At 45.0% G+C, this 15990-nt stretch carries 10 protein-coding genes; 1 reads left to right on the top strand and 9 read right to left on the bottom strand.

The genetic code is table 11. The features are described from left to right. Positions 1-75: 75 nt before the first annotated feature. The 4 genes from glmM to rlmE all read right to left on the bottom strand — a co-directional run bounded on the left by glmM (position 76) and on the right by rlmE (position 4904). Positions 76-1413 carry a phosphoglucosamine mutase gene (glmM, locus tag ACRRS1_RS16170; protein WP_432467394.1) on the bottom strand — a complete coding sequence of 446 codons (1338 nt, stop codon included), beginning with the start codon at positions 1411-1413 and terminating at the stop codon, positions 76-78. Beyond that, positions 1413-2243, bottom strand: a complete 831-nt coding sequence (gene folP / locus ACRRS1_RS16175) for a dihydropteroate synthase (RefSeq protein ID WP_432463649.1) — start codon at positions 2241-2243, stop codon at positions 1413-1415. Before folP ends, glmM begins: the two co-directional genes overlap by 1 nt. 61 nt (positions 2244-2304) lie before the next feature. Further along, positions 2305-4227 carry an ATP-dependent zinc metalloprotease FtsH gene (ftsH, locus tag ACRRS1_RS16180; RefSeq protein ID WP_432452174.1) on the bottom strand — a complete coding sequence of 641 codons (1923 nt, stop codon included), beginning with the start codon at positions 4225-4227 and terminating at the stop codon, positions 2305-2307. A 47-nt stretch (positions 4228-4274) separates the two neighbouring features. After that, on the bottom strand, positions 4275-4904 hold the full coding sequence (rlmE, locus tag ACRRS1_RS16185; RefSeq protein WP_432452173.1) for a 23S rRNA (uridine(2552)-2'-O)-methyltransferase RlmE: 630 nt from the start codon (positions 4902-4904) through the stop codon (positions 4275-4277). 114 nt (positions 4905-5018) lie between these two features. Between rlmE and yhbY the strand changes: the two genes are divergently transcribed. Then, complete coding sequence (gene yhbY / locus ACRRS1_RS16190) at positions 5019-5315, top strand: ribosome assembly RNA-binding protein YhbY (protein ID WP_432452172.1); 297 nt, start codon at positions 5019-5021, stop codon at positions 5313-5315. A gap of 386 nt (positions 5316-5701) precedes the next feature. On the opposite strand, the gene ACRRS1_RS16195 is transcribed toward yhbY, so the two are convergent. The 5 genes from ACRRS1_RS16195 to pulA all read right to left on the bottom strand — a co-directional run bounded on the left by ACRRS1_RS16195 (position 5702) and on the right by pulA (position 15799). Beyond that, the gene (locus tag ACRRS1_RS16195) at positions 5702-6307 is read right to left on the bottom strand and encodes an HAD family hydrolase (protein WP_432452171.1); all 606 of its coding nucleotides are present in this window, start codon (positions 6305-6307) and stop codon (positions 5702-5704) included. A 60-nt stretch (positions 6308-6367) separates the two neighbouring features. Next, entirely contained in the window at positions 6368-6844 is a 477-nt protein-coding gene (gene greA, locus ACRRS1_RS16200; protein WP_432452170.1) for a transcription elongation factor GreA, read from the bottom strand. Between the two features lie 145 nt (positions 6845-6989). Further along, positions 6990-10208 carry a carbamoyl-phosphate synthase large subunit gene (gene carB, locus ACRRS1_RS16205; protein WP_432467393.1) on the bottom strand — a complete coding sequence of 1073 codons (3219 nt, stop codon included), beginning with the start codon at positions 10206-10208 and terminating at the stop codon, positions 6990-6992. 19 nt (positions 10209-10227) lie between these two features. Further along, positions 10228-11370 carry a glutamine-hydrolyzing carbamoyl-phosphate synthase small subunit gene (gene carA / locus ACRRS1_RS16210; protein ID WP_432467392.1) on the bottom strand — a complete coding sequence of 381 codons (1143 nt, stop codon included), beginning with the start codon at positions 11368-11370 and terminating at the stop codon, positions 10228-10230. Between the two features lie 460 nt (positions 11371-11830). Next, positions 11831-15799, bottom strand: coding sequence for a pullulanase-type alpha-1,6-glucosidase (gene pulA / locus ACRRS1_RS16215; RefSeq protein WP_432467390.1), 3969 nt, complete (start codon positions 15797-15799; stop codon positions 11831-11833). Between the last annotated feature and the right edge of the window lie 191 nt (positions 15800-15990).

The raw sequence follows: 15990 nt of genomic DNA on the forward strand, positions 1-15990 counted from the left end.
TTAATACAAGCAACAACTTAAAAAAAGTCACATTCTTCGTTCAACCGTTTAAATATCGTGCACTTCAAACAAATATTAAGCACATGCGGCGCGCACGGCTTCGGCAATATCATTGGCACATTGTTCAACCAGAGCTGAATCAGCCCCTTCGACCATCACTCTTAATAACGGCTCGGTTCCAGACTTGCGCAATAAAACTCGACCACTATCGGCCAATTGTTGTTCAGCTTTCGCCTGCGCTAATTTAACCAGTTCACTATTTAAGGGATCCGACTCACCTTTAAAACGAACATTCACCAATAACTGAGGATAAAGAGTGAGCTCAGCCAACAAACCACGTAGGCTTTGCTTTTGAGCCAACATCGCCGCTAATACTTGTAAGGCGGCAACAATACCATCACCGGTGGTGGTATGTCCTAAACAAATAATATGTCCTGAGTTTTCTCCACCGAAAGACCAACCTTTCTCTGAGAGCTGCTCCATGACATAGCGGTCACCAACTTTGGCTCGACTAAACGGAATATCCATGCCAAAAAAGGCTTGCTCAAGCGCCAAATTACTCATCAGAGTCCCCACAACACCACCGCTTAGGCGCTGACCTAACTGGGCATCTTTGGCTAAAATATAAAGGATCTCATCACCATCAACTTCGACACCATATTGGTCAATCATCATGACGCGGTCACCATCACCATCGAGGGCAATTCCTAAATCTGCTTGATGCTCTAATACTTGCTCCGCCAATAAACGGGTATCGGTCGCACCACACTTGTCATTGATGTTTAATCCATTGGGTTGGTTACCAATAGCGACAACCTCGGCACCCAGTTCACTGAAGACCTTCGGCGCAATGTGGTAAGTCGCACCATGCGCACAGTCAACCACAATTTTTAAGCCCGCGAGACTAAATTTGTTAGGAAACGTACTCTTGCAAAATTCGATATAACGACCAGCTGCATCTTCAATACGTCTGGCCTTCCCCAAGCTGGCTGAATCGACACAAGTCATGGGATTGTCCAACTCTGCCTCAATCGCCAGTTCAACATCGTCAGGTAACTTGGTTCCACCCGCAGAGAAAAATTTAATGCCGTTATCGTAATAAGGATTATGTGAAGCGCTAATCACAATGCCAGCTTCGGCTCTAAAGGTGCGTGTTAGATAAGCCACCGCAGGAGTGGGCATAGGCCCCACAAAACTGGCTTGAACACCGGCTGCGGATAAACCTGCTTCTAGGGCCGATTCCAACATATAACCAGAAATCCGCGTGTCTTTGCCAATTAATACTTTTCGAGTGCCAGTACTCGACAATACCTTCCCTGCAGCCCAACCCAATTTTAATGCAAATTCTGGGGTAATTGGGTAATCACCCACCTTACCGCGGACACCATCCGTGCCAAAATATTTTCTTGTCATTATTTACTCATCTGTACCATAGAAAAAACCTTTAAAGCGTCAGCCGTGGCTTGCACATCATGCACACGAAAGATCTGCGCCCCTTGTTCAGCAGCCAGCATAACGCCGGCAATACTCGCAGCCAACAACTGTTCCGTCGGCCGATCCAGCAACTTACCAAACATGCTTTTACGAGACATACCGGCCAACACTGGCAGTTGCAACTGTTGACACTCGGCTAAGCGCGCTAACAGTTGATAATTATGCTGTACGCTCTTACCAAAACCAAAGCCAGGATCAACAATTATATTAGAACGAACGATTCCTGCTGCTACACAGTTCTCAACTCGCATTTTTAGATAATCAATCACCTCTGTAACAACATCCTTATATTCTGGATTCGCCTGCATGGTTCTTGGTTGCCCTTGCATATGCATTAAGCAAACGGGTACCGCTAGCTCTGCCGCGACTTCCAATGCTTGAGGCTGACTCAGTGCACAAATGTCATTAATCATGTCAGCGCCATTTAATACCGTTTGACGCATCACTTCAGCCTTGCTGGTATCGATAGATACCAGGCATGAAAAGCGCTGTTTAATCGCCGCAACTAAGTCTACGGTGCGGGCTAATTCGTCTTCTAGGCTCACCGCTGGCGCGCCAGGGCGAGTTGATTCCCCGCCAATATCGATAATGTCGGCACCCTCAGCCAACATTTGTTCAACTCGCTGCAATGCCCGCTGCTTAGAGAGATACTGACCACCATCTGAAAATGAATCAGGGGTAACATTAAGAATGCCCATGATAACTGGACGAGTGAATTGGTGAGGGCCAATTTGAAAGGATTGTGTCATATCATTTTACTTATAAAAAAGCCCTGTAAGTAACTTACAGGGCTAATAGCTCAATGAGCAATTACTGTGCTGGATCTTCGCCCATAGACTTAGGCTGATCTACCGAATCAGACGAGTTGTCATCTGGCTTAATATCCGCTTTAGAAGGAGTGTCTCCATCATCCCAATCCGCTGGTGGACGAGGCGTTTTACGCATCATCAAATCATCAATCTGTTTCGCATCAATCGTCTCGTATTTCATCAAGGTGTCTTTCATGGCATGCAAAATATCTATATTTTCTGCAAGCAAGGATTCAGCACGGTGATAATTACGATCAATGACCGAGCGAATTTCAAGATCAATGGCTTTCGCAGTATCGTCGGACATATGCTTGGTTTTCGCTGCAGTACGCCCTAAGAACACTTCACCTTCTTCATCAGCGTACAACAATGGCCCCATCGATTCCGACAGGCCCCACTGAGTCACCATTTTACGAGCAATTTCAGTGGCGCGTTCGATATCATTACTGGCACCTGTGGAAACTTTCTCATCACCATAAATAATCCGCTCCGCGAGGCGTCCGCCATACAAACTCGAGATCATGCTCTCAAGATGCTGTTTACTATGGCTCACCCGATCCTGCTCAGGCAGGTACATGGTTACCCCCAGTGCGCGGCCACGTGGTATAATACTCACCTTATAAACTGGATCATGCTCTGGCACCAAGCGGCCAACAATCGCATGACCCGCTTCGTGATAGGCTGTCATTTCTTTTTCGCTTTCAGTCATCACCATTGACTTGCGCTCAGCACCCATCATGATTTTGTCTTTGGCTTTTTCAAACTCTTCCATGGCGACCACTCGCTTACTACCACGAGCAGCGAATAATGCGGCTTCATTGACCAGGTTAGCCAAATCGGCACCAGAAAAACCAGGCGTTCCACGAGCAATGACACTTGGATCGACGCCATCGCCTAAAGGCACTTTACGCATATGGACTTTAAGGATCTGCTCACGACCGCGAATATCTGGTAAACCAACAGTGACCTGACGGTCAAATCGACCAGGACGTAACAAAGCGGGGTCAAGTACATCGGGGCGGTTGGTTGCCGCAATCACAATAATCCCTTCGTTACCTTCAAAACCATCCATTTCGACTAACATTTGGTTTAAAGTCTGTTCACGCTCATCATGTCCGCCGCCGAGACCAGCTCCACGCTGGCGACCAACTGCATCGATTTCATCGATGAAAATAATACAGGGCGCTGACTTTTTAGCTTGTTCAAACATGTCTCGTACCCGTGAGGCACCCACACCAACAAACATTTCAACGAAGTCTGAACCAGAAATGGTAAAGAAAGGTACTTTTGCTTCACCAGCAATCGCTTTGGCGAGTAGCGTTTTACCTGTACCAGGAGGACCTACCATCAAAATACCAGTGGGAATTTTTCCGCCCAGTTTTTGGAATTTAGTTGGGTCACGCAAGTAATCGACTAACTCAGCAACTTCTTCTTTTGCTTCATCACAACCAGCTACGTCAGCAAAATTAGTCTTAATTTGATCTTCGCTCATCAAGCGTGCTTTGCTTTTACCAAAAGACATTGCCCCTTTACCACCGCCGCCTTGCATTTGACGCATGAAGAATATCCATACCCCAATCAGCAGTAACATAGGGAACCACGAGATGAAGATCTGCGCCAACATGCCTTGCTCTTCTGGCTGCTCGCCCAACACTTTCACATTATGATTAATCAAATCATTTAGTAAGTCTTTGTCGTGTAAAGGAATAATGGTGGTAAACTGCTCGCCAGTACGCTTAGTACCTTTAATATCTTGCCCACTAATTCTCACTTCACGGATCTGCTCTTGATTCACATCCTTAACAAAGGTTGAGTAATCCATTTGCCGACCATTGTTTGAATCAGGACTAAAGCTTTGAAATACGGACATCAATACAACCGCAATCACTAGCCACAGAATCAGATTTTTTGCCATGTCACTCAAGACGAAAACCTCATCGGTTATTTAAATACGAATTATTACCTAGCGTACTATAGTTTAAAGCCACTAGCTACTATATAGACCTCTCTAGAGCGAGCCCTAGAGGAATCTGGTTTGCGCGTTTTTACACTACTGAACATAGAACGCACATCTTGCAGATATCGATCAAAGCCTTCACCTTGAAACACCTTCACCACAAAGCAGCCTTTGGGGGCTAATACTTCACGGCACATCTCTAAAGCTAACTCAACCAGATACATCGCTCGTGATTGGTCAACATTACTATTACCACTCATATTCGGTGCCATATCAGAAAGCACCACATCTACTTTCTTCTCACCGACTCGTTCGAGCAGAGCATTTAACACGTCTTCTTCACGAAAATCTCCGCATAAGAAATCAACGCCAGCAATCGGGTCCATTGGTAAGATATCGCAAGCAATTACATGCCCATTCAAGCCTAGTTGCTCAACACAATATTGCGACCAACCGCCAGGAGCGGCACCTAAATCAACCACCGTCATACCAGGTTTTAATAACTTATCTTTATTTTGGATCTCTTCTATCTTAAACACTGCGCGAGAACGCAGCCCAAGTTTCTGAGCTTTTTGAACATAATGATCATCAAAATGTTCGGTTAACCAGCGTTTGGAGCTCGCCGTATGTTTTTTATTGGTCACAGATAGTTTCCACTATAGTTACAAAACCACACCGTATAGTGATTATAAAATAGTATTCATCCATAGATGGCGCTAGAATGTGCCTTTTTCAACCCCGAGTAAGCAGAAAGTTTCATGCGACTGACTAACAAACAAAAACAGCACCTAAAATCCTTGGCTCATAACCTTAAGCCAGTTGTGATGCTTGGGTCGAATGGACTCACCGAAGGAATTCTAGCAGAAATTGATATCGCCTTGGCGCATCACGAGCTGATTAAGGTGAAAATTGCAACCGACGACAGAGAAATGAAACAATTAATTGCCGATACCATCGTCAGCAAGGCGGAAGCGGTCAAGGTCCAAGTGATTGGTCACATTTTAATTCTTTACCGTCCGAGTGAAGCGCAAAAAATAGAATTACCTAAGAAATAAAAAAAGCGGCAATAGCCGCTTTTTTTATACTGCAAATTTCAGTACTTGAGAAAACGCTGAGCTTGGATGCTGGCTAGCACCCTATTTTGCGTGAAATTAACCAACTCTGATGGCGGTTACTGCAGCAAGTCATCAATGATGCGAGAAACAACGCGTTAGTTTAAGAGCAACACCCAGCTTTTTTTCGCGGGTATGCTCCCATCGATTGCCAACTAAAACACCTCTTTGCCCCGACTCGACGAGCAGCCGTTTTACCGATAAATTTCGAGCGATTACCGAGTATGTAAAGGCTCATGGCGCTGAGCAACTCTCTCTATATGCCTTAGCCAACGAAGCGAAATCGTCAACGAGTATCACCACCAGATACAACAAACGCTCGCATTTATTTAACCTGCGGCAACAAACTCAGCCAAACTAAAATCTTTCACCAGCACACAATCCATTTTCGCATTTTGTGCGGCCTGTAAGCCAAAAGGGGTATCTTCAAACACCAAACAGCGTTTGGCAGGCACATTCAACCGCCTTGCGGCTTCAAGAAAGGTATCAGGTTCAGGCTTATGCGCATTCACATCATCGGCACTGACCAAAGCCGAAAAATGTCCAGTTAAATTTAAATTATCCATAATACGCTGCATATTAACTCGCTCGGCTCCTGTTCCCAATGCAAAGCGCTTATGCCCTTTAAAGCGATCCAAGAGTTGGCAAGTCACTTCTATCTTATTTACCTGTTCCCAGTGGCCTTCAAAGCAGGCTCGCTTATCCATCAATAACTGCTGAGCATCGAGTGTGAGCTGAAAATGCTGCTGATATTGTTGGGCAATTTTTAAGGTCGGCATACCGCCTCGTTGGCCGATAAAGTCGATATATGCCGGTAGATTTTGCTTTGCCAAGGCCTGTTCCCAAGCCGCTAAATGCGCAGGCATCGAATCAACTAAAGTCCCATCCATATCAAAAATTAAAGCATCGTATTTCGAGTAATCAATATCTAACACTGCGCATCTCCAACAAAAAACGCAGCAAATTGCTGCGTTTAAGTGAATCAAATAACTAGGTTATTTATATTCAACATTAACAATTTCGTATTCAACTTCACCGCCAGGGGTAATCACATTGACACAGTCATCCATTTCTTTACCGATCAACGCTCTGGCAATTGGTGAATTAACTGAAATAAGATTCTTTTTAAAATCAGCCTCATCATCACCCACAATACCATAGGTAACTTCTTTATCGGTCTCAACATTTAACAAGGTGACCGTGGCACCAAAAATCACTTTACCAGCATTCACTATCTTCGTAACGTCAATCACCTGAACATTACTCAACTTGCCTTCAATATCTTGAATTCGGCCTTCACAAAAACCTTGCTGCTCGCGAGCCGCATGATATTCAGCATTTTCTTTTAAATCACCATGCTCACGAGCAGTGGCAATATCTTCAATAATTCTAGGGCGAACAACCGTTTTCAGATGTTCTAACTCTTCACGTAATTGCGTCGCACCACGCACCGTCATTGGAACAGGTTTCATATTCACTAACTCAATCAAACAAGAAAAACAGAAAAAAATTGGCTGTCGATGACAGCCAATTTACTTTTATTTATAGATGCAGTGTAACGCGATTTTAAGCTGCGGTGAAGTGATTCACCGCCAAAGTCATCGCGATTACTAATGATTACACAATACGTTTATGCAAATCTTGGAGGGAAGTCACAGTACCACGGTCATCGGCACTATGTGCCAAACAAGTTGCAAAGGCCCCATTTAAAGTGGTGGTATAGTTTATTTTTTGCACCAAAGCAGCCCGCCGCAATTGACGAGAATCTTCAATAGATTGACGCCCTTCAGTGGTATTGATGACATAACTGTACTCACCATTTTTTAAACGGTCCAAAATGTGTGGCCGACCTTCGTGTACCTTATTCACCAAACGAGGATTAATACCCGCTTCGCCAAGCGCCACAGCTGTACCATGAGTAGCATCGAGTTGATAACCCAACTCGACCAGCTTAGCCGCAAGCTCTGCCACACGCTTCTTATCGGAATTACGCACCGACAACAACACACGACCACTCTTCGGTCCGTCATTGCCAATCCCTAGCTCAGCTTTAGCGTAGGCTTCAGCGAAAGTATCACCTACCCCCATCACTTCACCCGTAGAACGCATTTCAGGGCCTAAGATAGGGTCAACACCGTGGAATTTGTTAAACGGCAATACCACTTCTTTAACAGAATAAAAAGGAGGGATCACTTCTCTGGTAATGCCCTGCTCAGCTAAGGATTTACCAGCCATAACCCGAGCAGCCACTTTAGCAATTGGAACCCCGGTTGCCTTAGAAACAAATGGCACGGTACGCGCAGCACGAGGGTTGACTTCGATTAAGTAAATTTCGTCATCTTTCACTGCAAACTGGGTATTCATTAAGCCAATCACACCCAGCTCTAAAGCTAAGGCTTTCACCTGTTCACGCATTCGATCTTGAATTTGTGGGCTTAAGGTATAAGCAGGCAATGAACAGGCAGAATCACCCGAGTGAACTCCCGCTTGCTCAATGTGCTCCATAATGCCGCCAATCACCACATCTTTACCGTCACAAATGGCATCAATATCGATTTCAATGGCATCATTTAGGAAGCTATCAAGCAGTACTGGCGAGTCATTCGATACACTAACCGCTTCTTTGAAGTAGCGACGTAAATCGATTTCGTCATAAACAATTTCCATGGCTCGTCCGCCTAACACATAAGAAGGACGTACCACCAAGGGGTAACCAATACGCCCTGCAGAAATGACGGCTTCTTCAGTCGTAGTTACCGTATCATTTTCAGGTTGTTTAAGCTTCAAACGATCAACGGCTAATTGGAAACGTTCACGATCTTCAGCACGGTCAATCGCATCCGGCGAAGTACCAATAATCGGCACGCCAGCCGCTTCCAGCTCACGTGCGAGCTTCAACGGGGTTTGGCCGCCATATTGTACAATCACGCCTGTCGGCTGTTCAACACGGACAATTTCCAGCACGTCTTCCAAGGTGACTGGCTCAAAGTACAAGCGGTCAGAAGTATCATAATCGGTCGATACCGTTTCTGGGTTACAGTTCACCATAATGGTTTCGTAGCCGTCTTCTCGCATCGCAAGCGCGGCATGAACACAACAGTAGTCGAATTCAATCCCTTGCCCAATACGGTTAGGACCGCCGCCTAAGACCATAATTTTTTTATTATTCGTAGGATTGGCTTCACACTCTTCATCGTAAGTTGAATACATGTAAGCGGTGTCAGTTGCAAACTCTGCCGCGCAAGTATCCACCCGTTTGTAAACCGGCAGCACTGCTAAACGATGGCGAAGCTTACGTATTTCTTTCTCTGAAACACCAGTCAATTTGGCTAAGCGTGCATCGGCAAAACCTTTGCGTTTAAGTTTACGCATCGTCGCCGCATCAAGGCTGGCTACGCCGGCTTTGGCAACTTGATTTTCCAGCAGTATAATGTCTTCAATTTGTACCAAGAACCAACGGTCAATATTGGTCAGGCCAAAGATATCTTCAACGCTCATTCCGGCACGGAATGCGTCTGCGATATACCAGATACGGTCACAGCCTACGTTTTGCAATTCGTGACGAATAGTTTCCATGGCATCAGGCGCATTTAAATCAACAATCGGGTCAAAACCATCCACCCCAACTTCTAGGCCGCGTAGCGCTTTTTGCAGTGACTCTTGTTGGTTACGACCAATCGCCATCACCTCACCCACCGACTTCATCTGGGTGGTTAAGCGGTCGTTAGCACCAGCAAACTTCTCAAAGTTAAAGCGAGGGATTTTAGTGACTACATAGTCAATGGAAGGCTCAAACGACGCTGGTGTCTGACCACCGGTAATATCGTTTTGCAGCTCATCAAGGGTAAAGCCGACGGCTAACTTAGCTGCAATTTTTGCGATGGGGAAACCGGTTGCTTTAGACGCGAGTGCAGATGAGCGCGATACCCGCGGGTTCATCTCAATAATCACCATACGGCCAGTGTTTGGACAAATCCCAAACTGAACGTTAGATCCACCCGTTTCTACGCCAATTTCGCGTAAAACCGCTAACGAGGCATTACGCATCAATTGGTATTCTTTGTCAGAAAGCGTTTGTGCAGGAGCAACCGTGATTGAGTCACCGGTATGTACGCCCATTGGGTCGAAGTTTTCAATAGCACAGACAATGATACAGTTGTCGTTTTTATCACGAACCACTTCCATCTCGTACTCTTTCCAACCAATTAAACTTTCGTCAATCAATAACTCACTGGTTGGAGAAAGGTCTAAGCCTCGAGTACAAATTTCATCGAATTCTTCTTTGTTATAAGCGATACCGCCACCGGTACCCCCCATGGTGAAAGAGGGTCGAATAATACAAGGGAAGCCGACTTCGTCTAAGACCTTGTAAGCCTCTTCCATAGAATGAGCAATACCAGCATTTGGACAAGCTAAACCAATACTTTTCATAGCCTTGTCGAAACGGCTGCGATCTTCTGCTTTATCAATCGCGTCCGCTGTAGCACCAATCATTTCAACATTGTATTTTTCGAGTACGCCTTTGCTCTCAAGCTCTAGCGCACAGTTCAATGCGGTTTGACCACCCATCGTCGGCAGAACTGCATCCGGACGTTCTTTGGCGATAATTCGTTCTACAACTTCCCAATGAATCGGTTCGATGTAGGTGGCATCAGCCATCTCCGGGTCAGTCATAATGGTCGCGGGGTTAGAGTTAACCAAAATGACTCGGTAACCCTCTTCACGCAAGGCCTTACAAGCCTGGGCACCAGAGTAGTCAAACTCACAGGCCTGACCGATAACAATCGGGCCTGCGCCCAATATCAAAATGCTTTTTATATCATTACGTTTTGGCATAAGTTCTGCTGCTCTCTACCTACGCTTGGCCGTTAAGGCGCTGCTCAATTAATTCAATGAAATGGTCAAACAATGGCGCTGCATCATGCGGACCAGGGCTCGCTTCAGGATGACCCTGAAAACTAAACGCAGGCTTATCGGTGCGATGAATCCCCTGTAAGCTTTGGTCAAACAGTGAGAAGTGGGTCATTGTTAGCGTATCTGGCAAGGTTTTTTCGTCAACGGCAAAACCGTGGTTTTGTGCGGTAATCATGACTCGATTCTGCTCAATGTCTTTCACCGGATGGTTCCCACCATGATGACCAAATTTCATCTTCACGGTTTTAGCGCCACTGGCTAAAGCAAGAATTTGATGACCTAAACAGATCCCAAATACGGGGATATCTGTTTCGAGGAAGCGTTGAACCGCCGCAATGGCATAATCACATGGCTCTGGATCACCGGGGCCGTTTGATAAGAAGATGCCATCGGGATTCAGTGCTAAAACCTCTGCTGCAGAAGTTTGCGCTGGCACCACCGTAAGCCGACAACCCCGATCTACTAACATACGTAAGATATTACGCTTCACGCCAAAGTCGTAAGCAACCACATGAAATTTATTATCTTCACTGTCTACCGGTAAGCCATTGACTAAGTCCCAACTGCCTTGCGCCCAGGAATAAGACTCCAAAGTTGTTACTTCTTTAGCCAAATCCATGCCCTTTAGACCCGGGAAAGCTTTCGCGTCCGCTAGAGCTTTTGCTTGGTCCAGATCTTCCCCAGCCACAATACAACCCGCCTGAGCACCTTTCTCTCGTAAAATACGGGTTAACTTACGGGTATCAATGTCAGCGATCCCCACCACATTACGAGACTCTAAATATTCACTCAAACTTTGCTGGCTGCGGAAATTGCTCGCTAACAAAGGTAAATCACGAATCACTAAACCACAGGCATGAATACTCGAAGACTCTTCATCTTCAGGTGTTGTTCCGTAGTTTCCAATATGGGGGTAAGTGAGGGTGACTATTTGGCGAGCGTATGAAGGGTCAGTTAAAATTTCTTGATATCCGGTCATCGAAGTATTAAAAACAACTTCTCCAACGGCACTTCCATTGGCTCCGATTGCAGTACCACGGAACACGGTACCGTCTTCTAATACCAGCAGCGCTGATTTGCTCAAGGCAACCTCCTAACAAAGAATTGTCGATACGACAAAGTTGAACTAAAGCCTAACTTTAGCCCAACACAATAAAAATTTGGCAAATTCCGCGGATTATAGAAGAGATAAGGCAAGAGATCTATTGTTTTTTATACAAACTTATGAAAATAAGTTATTTAGCTGAAAATACGACTTTAATAGCGATAAATACAATTTTCCCACTCCAATTGAAAACTTAAAATGATAAAAACAATAATATAAGAATGCTAATTATCCACATAAATATTCTAACAACTTTTACTAAACAAAAAGCGGATTTTCACCTACAACGTTCTGACACAAGCTTATCAATTCAGTCTTGGGCCTGTACTTCATTCATCAAATAACAATAAATGTAATAACTATGTAAACCAACTGAAATTTATTGCGCATAAAAAAGCCGACCTTAAGGGTCGGCAATTAATCAGTTTAAGAAATTTTGTTATTGGCTCACAGTTAACACTGGTGCATCCGCATTAGCGGTATTAAGTGTGAAAGTATAACTCCCCGCTTCCGTAACCGAGAACTTCATATTGGCACTTGCGCTGCCGCCATCTAAAGTCACTGGTGAGTCTAGAGCGACGCTAGTATCTGCCCCAAAATTAACAGCTGCGGTCCACGCTGCATCTGCAATCTTCATCTCGTAATCTCCAACCGTAAGGTCCAAGGTCAAACGATAAGCATTAGTAGCAGTGTAAGCAAATTTGGCACTTGAATCCTCTGCAGGCGTATCCCAAGTGGTAATGGTTCCGCGCAAGAAAATATCGGAGCTATAAGTTGGAGTTAAGCTTTGCTCAGATTTTGTTACTGAAACAATCGCTTTATCATCCTCACTGTCAGTTTGTACATATTTCGCATCTAAAGTGAACTTATACAGACCGTCTTCGCTTACTGGCAATTTACAGTTTTCCGCATCACCTAAACTAATTGAAGTTTCGGCCTGAGTCGCCCAATCACAGCCAATATTTGGGCTCGACCAAGATGAATCAGCAAACTTAAACTCATAACCATCATTGGCATTCAAACTAACCGTCAACTCATAGATGCCATCCCCTTTAAAGGTCATGGCATAGTCATCGTTATCGGCCCAGTCATTCATACTACCTTTCACATAAACGGTCTGGTTAAATGGCGGTATTGTGGTTAAGTCTTTATTACTGGTATTCACTGGTAAACCGGCACCTTGCGCGCCATCTTGCGGTTGTACAAATACCGCGGTGGTGCGTGCTGGCACAGTAAAGCTTGCGTTAGCGAAACTTGCGCCTTGCACAACATCATCAGCAGAATTTTTCTGAACGGGGTGTAACTCAAAACCGCTAGCACCCGCTATTTCAAAGCTTTGCTCCTCATCTGTAGCATTCAGTACCACAACAATCGCATCATTGTTTGCATCCAAGTCTGAGCCAGCACTCGTGCCATCATCAATCGACATCACGATCAGGCCTTGCACCTGTTCTTTACCAACGTTGCGGAAATCAACCCTCGCTTTAACCGCATCCGCATCTTTCAATCTAAATAGTTCACTCCCTGAGCGTATTTTTAATAACTCAAGGAACTGCTCTTTAGTTAATGCGATATCAGCAGGCTTAACTTGCGTCGTCTGGTCGGCGATAATCTTCTTGATTAAGTCCCAGTTTGCCTCATCTTTATCGGCTCTCGGTAGGCCTACATTCCAGTTATTGCTTTGACCTGAGAAGTCGACTCGGTTAAACCAATCACCCGAATCATAACTATCTCGTTGCATCGACTTAGAACGCAGTAATTCAGATCCCATGTGAATAAATGGGATCCCTTGACCTAACATCACCGTCGATAAACTCACCGTTTGCATCCGGGCACGATCCGCGGGAGAAGTTCCAGTGGTCGCTTTATAGGCATTGTTATCCCAAAGCGTTTGGTTATCGTGCTTAGAAACATAGGAGATATTTTCCGAAGGACTCAGTGTATAACCCGCTTTTGCGCCGTTATAATCGACATCTTCACCGCGCTTGGTATTCCCCTCTGCATCCAACAACACAAATTTCTGTAAGTTGCCAGCCATTCCCAAACGAATTAAGTCTTGATTGTGGAGTGCATCAGCACGGAAGCTATCCGCATCGGAATTGAGATCGTTCAGCGTGTCCGCATTACCAAAGCCTTGAGTTTTACGAATGCCATCACCACTATCAAATGGACTCCCCCCACGTACCGCGTCGCGTAAACGATCGGAGAAGGTACCAATACCAGTGCCGGCCATATTCCATTGGGTTGATTGCTCGAAACGAGCATTATTAGAGACTTCACCGAAGTCCCAACCTTCCCCATAGAAATAAGTATCATCATCCACTTTTCTAACTGCAGCCAAAGAATCAACCATTAAATCTTTCGGCTGATGCCCCATCAAATCAAAACGGAAACCATCAATTTTATACTCTTTAGCCCAAGTCACTAATGAGTCGGTCATGAGTTTACCCATCATCAGATTTTCGGTAGCAGTGTTGTCACAACAGGTTGAGGTTTCCACATCGCCAGTATTAGGATTTCGACGATGATAGTATCCGGGGACAATTTTATCGAGTACCGACTTATCCTCTACTCCCGAAGCATTGGTATGGTTATACACTACGTCCATAACAACCTGCAGTCCCATATCGTGAGTTGCCTTCACCATTTCTCGGAACTCTTTGATCCGAGTCGTGCCTTCTGCATCTGTTGCGTAACTACCTTCAGGCACGGTGTAATGATAAGGGTCATAACCCCAGTTAAAACTATCTAAAGCACGTAAATCTCCCATCAGTGCTTGTGCGTCACCCGTGGTTGGGTCGTAAGAATCTAATAGATCTTCAATAACTTTGCCTTTATCGGCAGTCTCACAAACTTGAGCACTGGGTTTTAAGTCACATAGCTTAGCCACAGTATCGGTGATGTTCACCACCTTATCGGGGTCTTCATCTACTGTTGCAATATCAAAGGCAGGCATAATATGTAAGGTGGTTAATCCAGCTTGTTGCAACTCTTTAAGATGAACTACCGAATCCCGTTCAGCTTCCGTCAAAGCTAAGTACTTACCATTGTATGCCTTGGTACCAAGACTATCACTGGCGCTAAAATCACGCAGATGAGATTCATAGAGTACATGGTCAATATCTTTGGCTAGCTTGGGTACTTCATCACTGTCCCAACCCGTTGGTTTTAAATCCGTAGACTCTAAATCAACCACTTGAGAATAAGCGGAATTAGCCGACAAACTTAAGGAGTAAGGGTCGGTCACCATACGCGTTTCAATGTTACTGGTTGTAGGATGATAAACCGTCACTTCATAGCGATAGTATTTACCAACGACGTCCGATTGCTGAGCCGACCACACGCCGTTTGCAGCTTGAGTCATCACAACAGGCTGACCAAAAGCCTTGAGTTGGTCGTCATACAGATACAGTTTTAGATTTTGCGCCGTAGGTGCCCACACCTTAAAGGTCACACCATCATCGCTCACAATAGCACCGAGCTCTTCCGACAGAGCACCTTTGTCACCCTGTACAAACACAGCGTCAATCACCCCCGCTTTTTGCACTTGAGTGGCTGCGGTCGCTTTCCCTTCGGCATTTTTTGCCACCACCACAATTTGGCTCTTCAAAATAGTTTTAAGCGTTGCATCATCAACGTCAATACTGGCCGCGGCTAAACTCGCTAAATGTGGAAAACGCTTTTTAACTGCATCACTCAAGGTTCCTTCACTCAAAGTAACTGCGGTACCACCGCTAACTTCTTTGGTTTCTGGATCCATTGCGATTTTATTTTCAAGATCATAGCGTAGCTCTAAAGAACTCGCGCTACCAACAGATTCCCAGGCGATGGTTTTTGCATCCACCCAGTGCGCTTTAGCACCATCAATTGCCACCGGGCGTTCGGCAATCGGCGCATAGAAAATCTCGCTACTGCCATGAAAACCGAATAAACCTTGAGACTCACCCAATTTTGTTAATTCTACTTTTGAATTTGCACTTCCAAATGCCTTGTCATCTCCATTATGCAGAATAAAATTCATACACTGATATGGGTCATTAGCATCGGGATCAACTTTTAATACATAATAGGCACCGTAAGTTTCACTAATACCCGTAGCAAGATAAGGTGAAGACCAATCCGTTCCCGCTTCGGCGACACCCATCGCTTCCAAATCAGTACTGGTACAGCCCTCACCATTCCACAAATGCAGCCCCCAACCTGCATAGGCTGATTCATTAACCTTTGCCTGTGCATCATCGCGCTTATAATAGATAACGACTTCATTTTCAGCGGCAGAGTACAGCCCATCAATCACTCCACTATTACCTGAACCACTCGAATCATCACTACTCCCACAACCCATCATTGCTACTGCCGCAATAAATGGCATGGTGAGCTTTGCTAGCTTCGTTATTTTTATGTCCATGTTAACCTTCCTTTCCTCATTGCTAATCCAATCTTCAACAACTCTGTTTAGATTTTTTTGGTTCTCGCCTTCCATTGGACGAGATGACAATAAGGTAGAATTTCAACAAAAAAAGGACTGTGACTTCAGCGTAACTTTATGTAACACAGCGTAAGTCACCTGTATTTTTTATAACCTTTGTGAGGCCGATC

This window comes from Agarivorans sp. Z349TD_8 (genome assembly GCF_050870825.2).
Lineage (GTDB): Bacteria > Pseudomonadota > Gammaproteobacteria > Enterobacterales > Celerinatantimonadaceae > Agarivorans.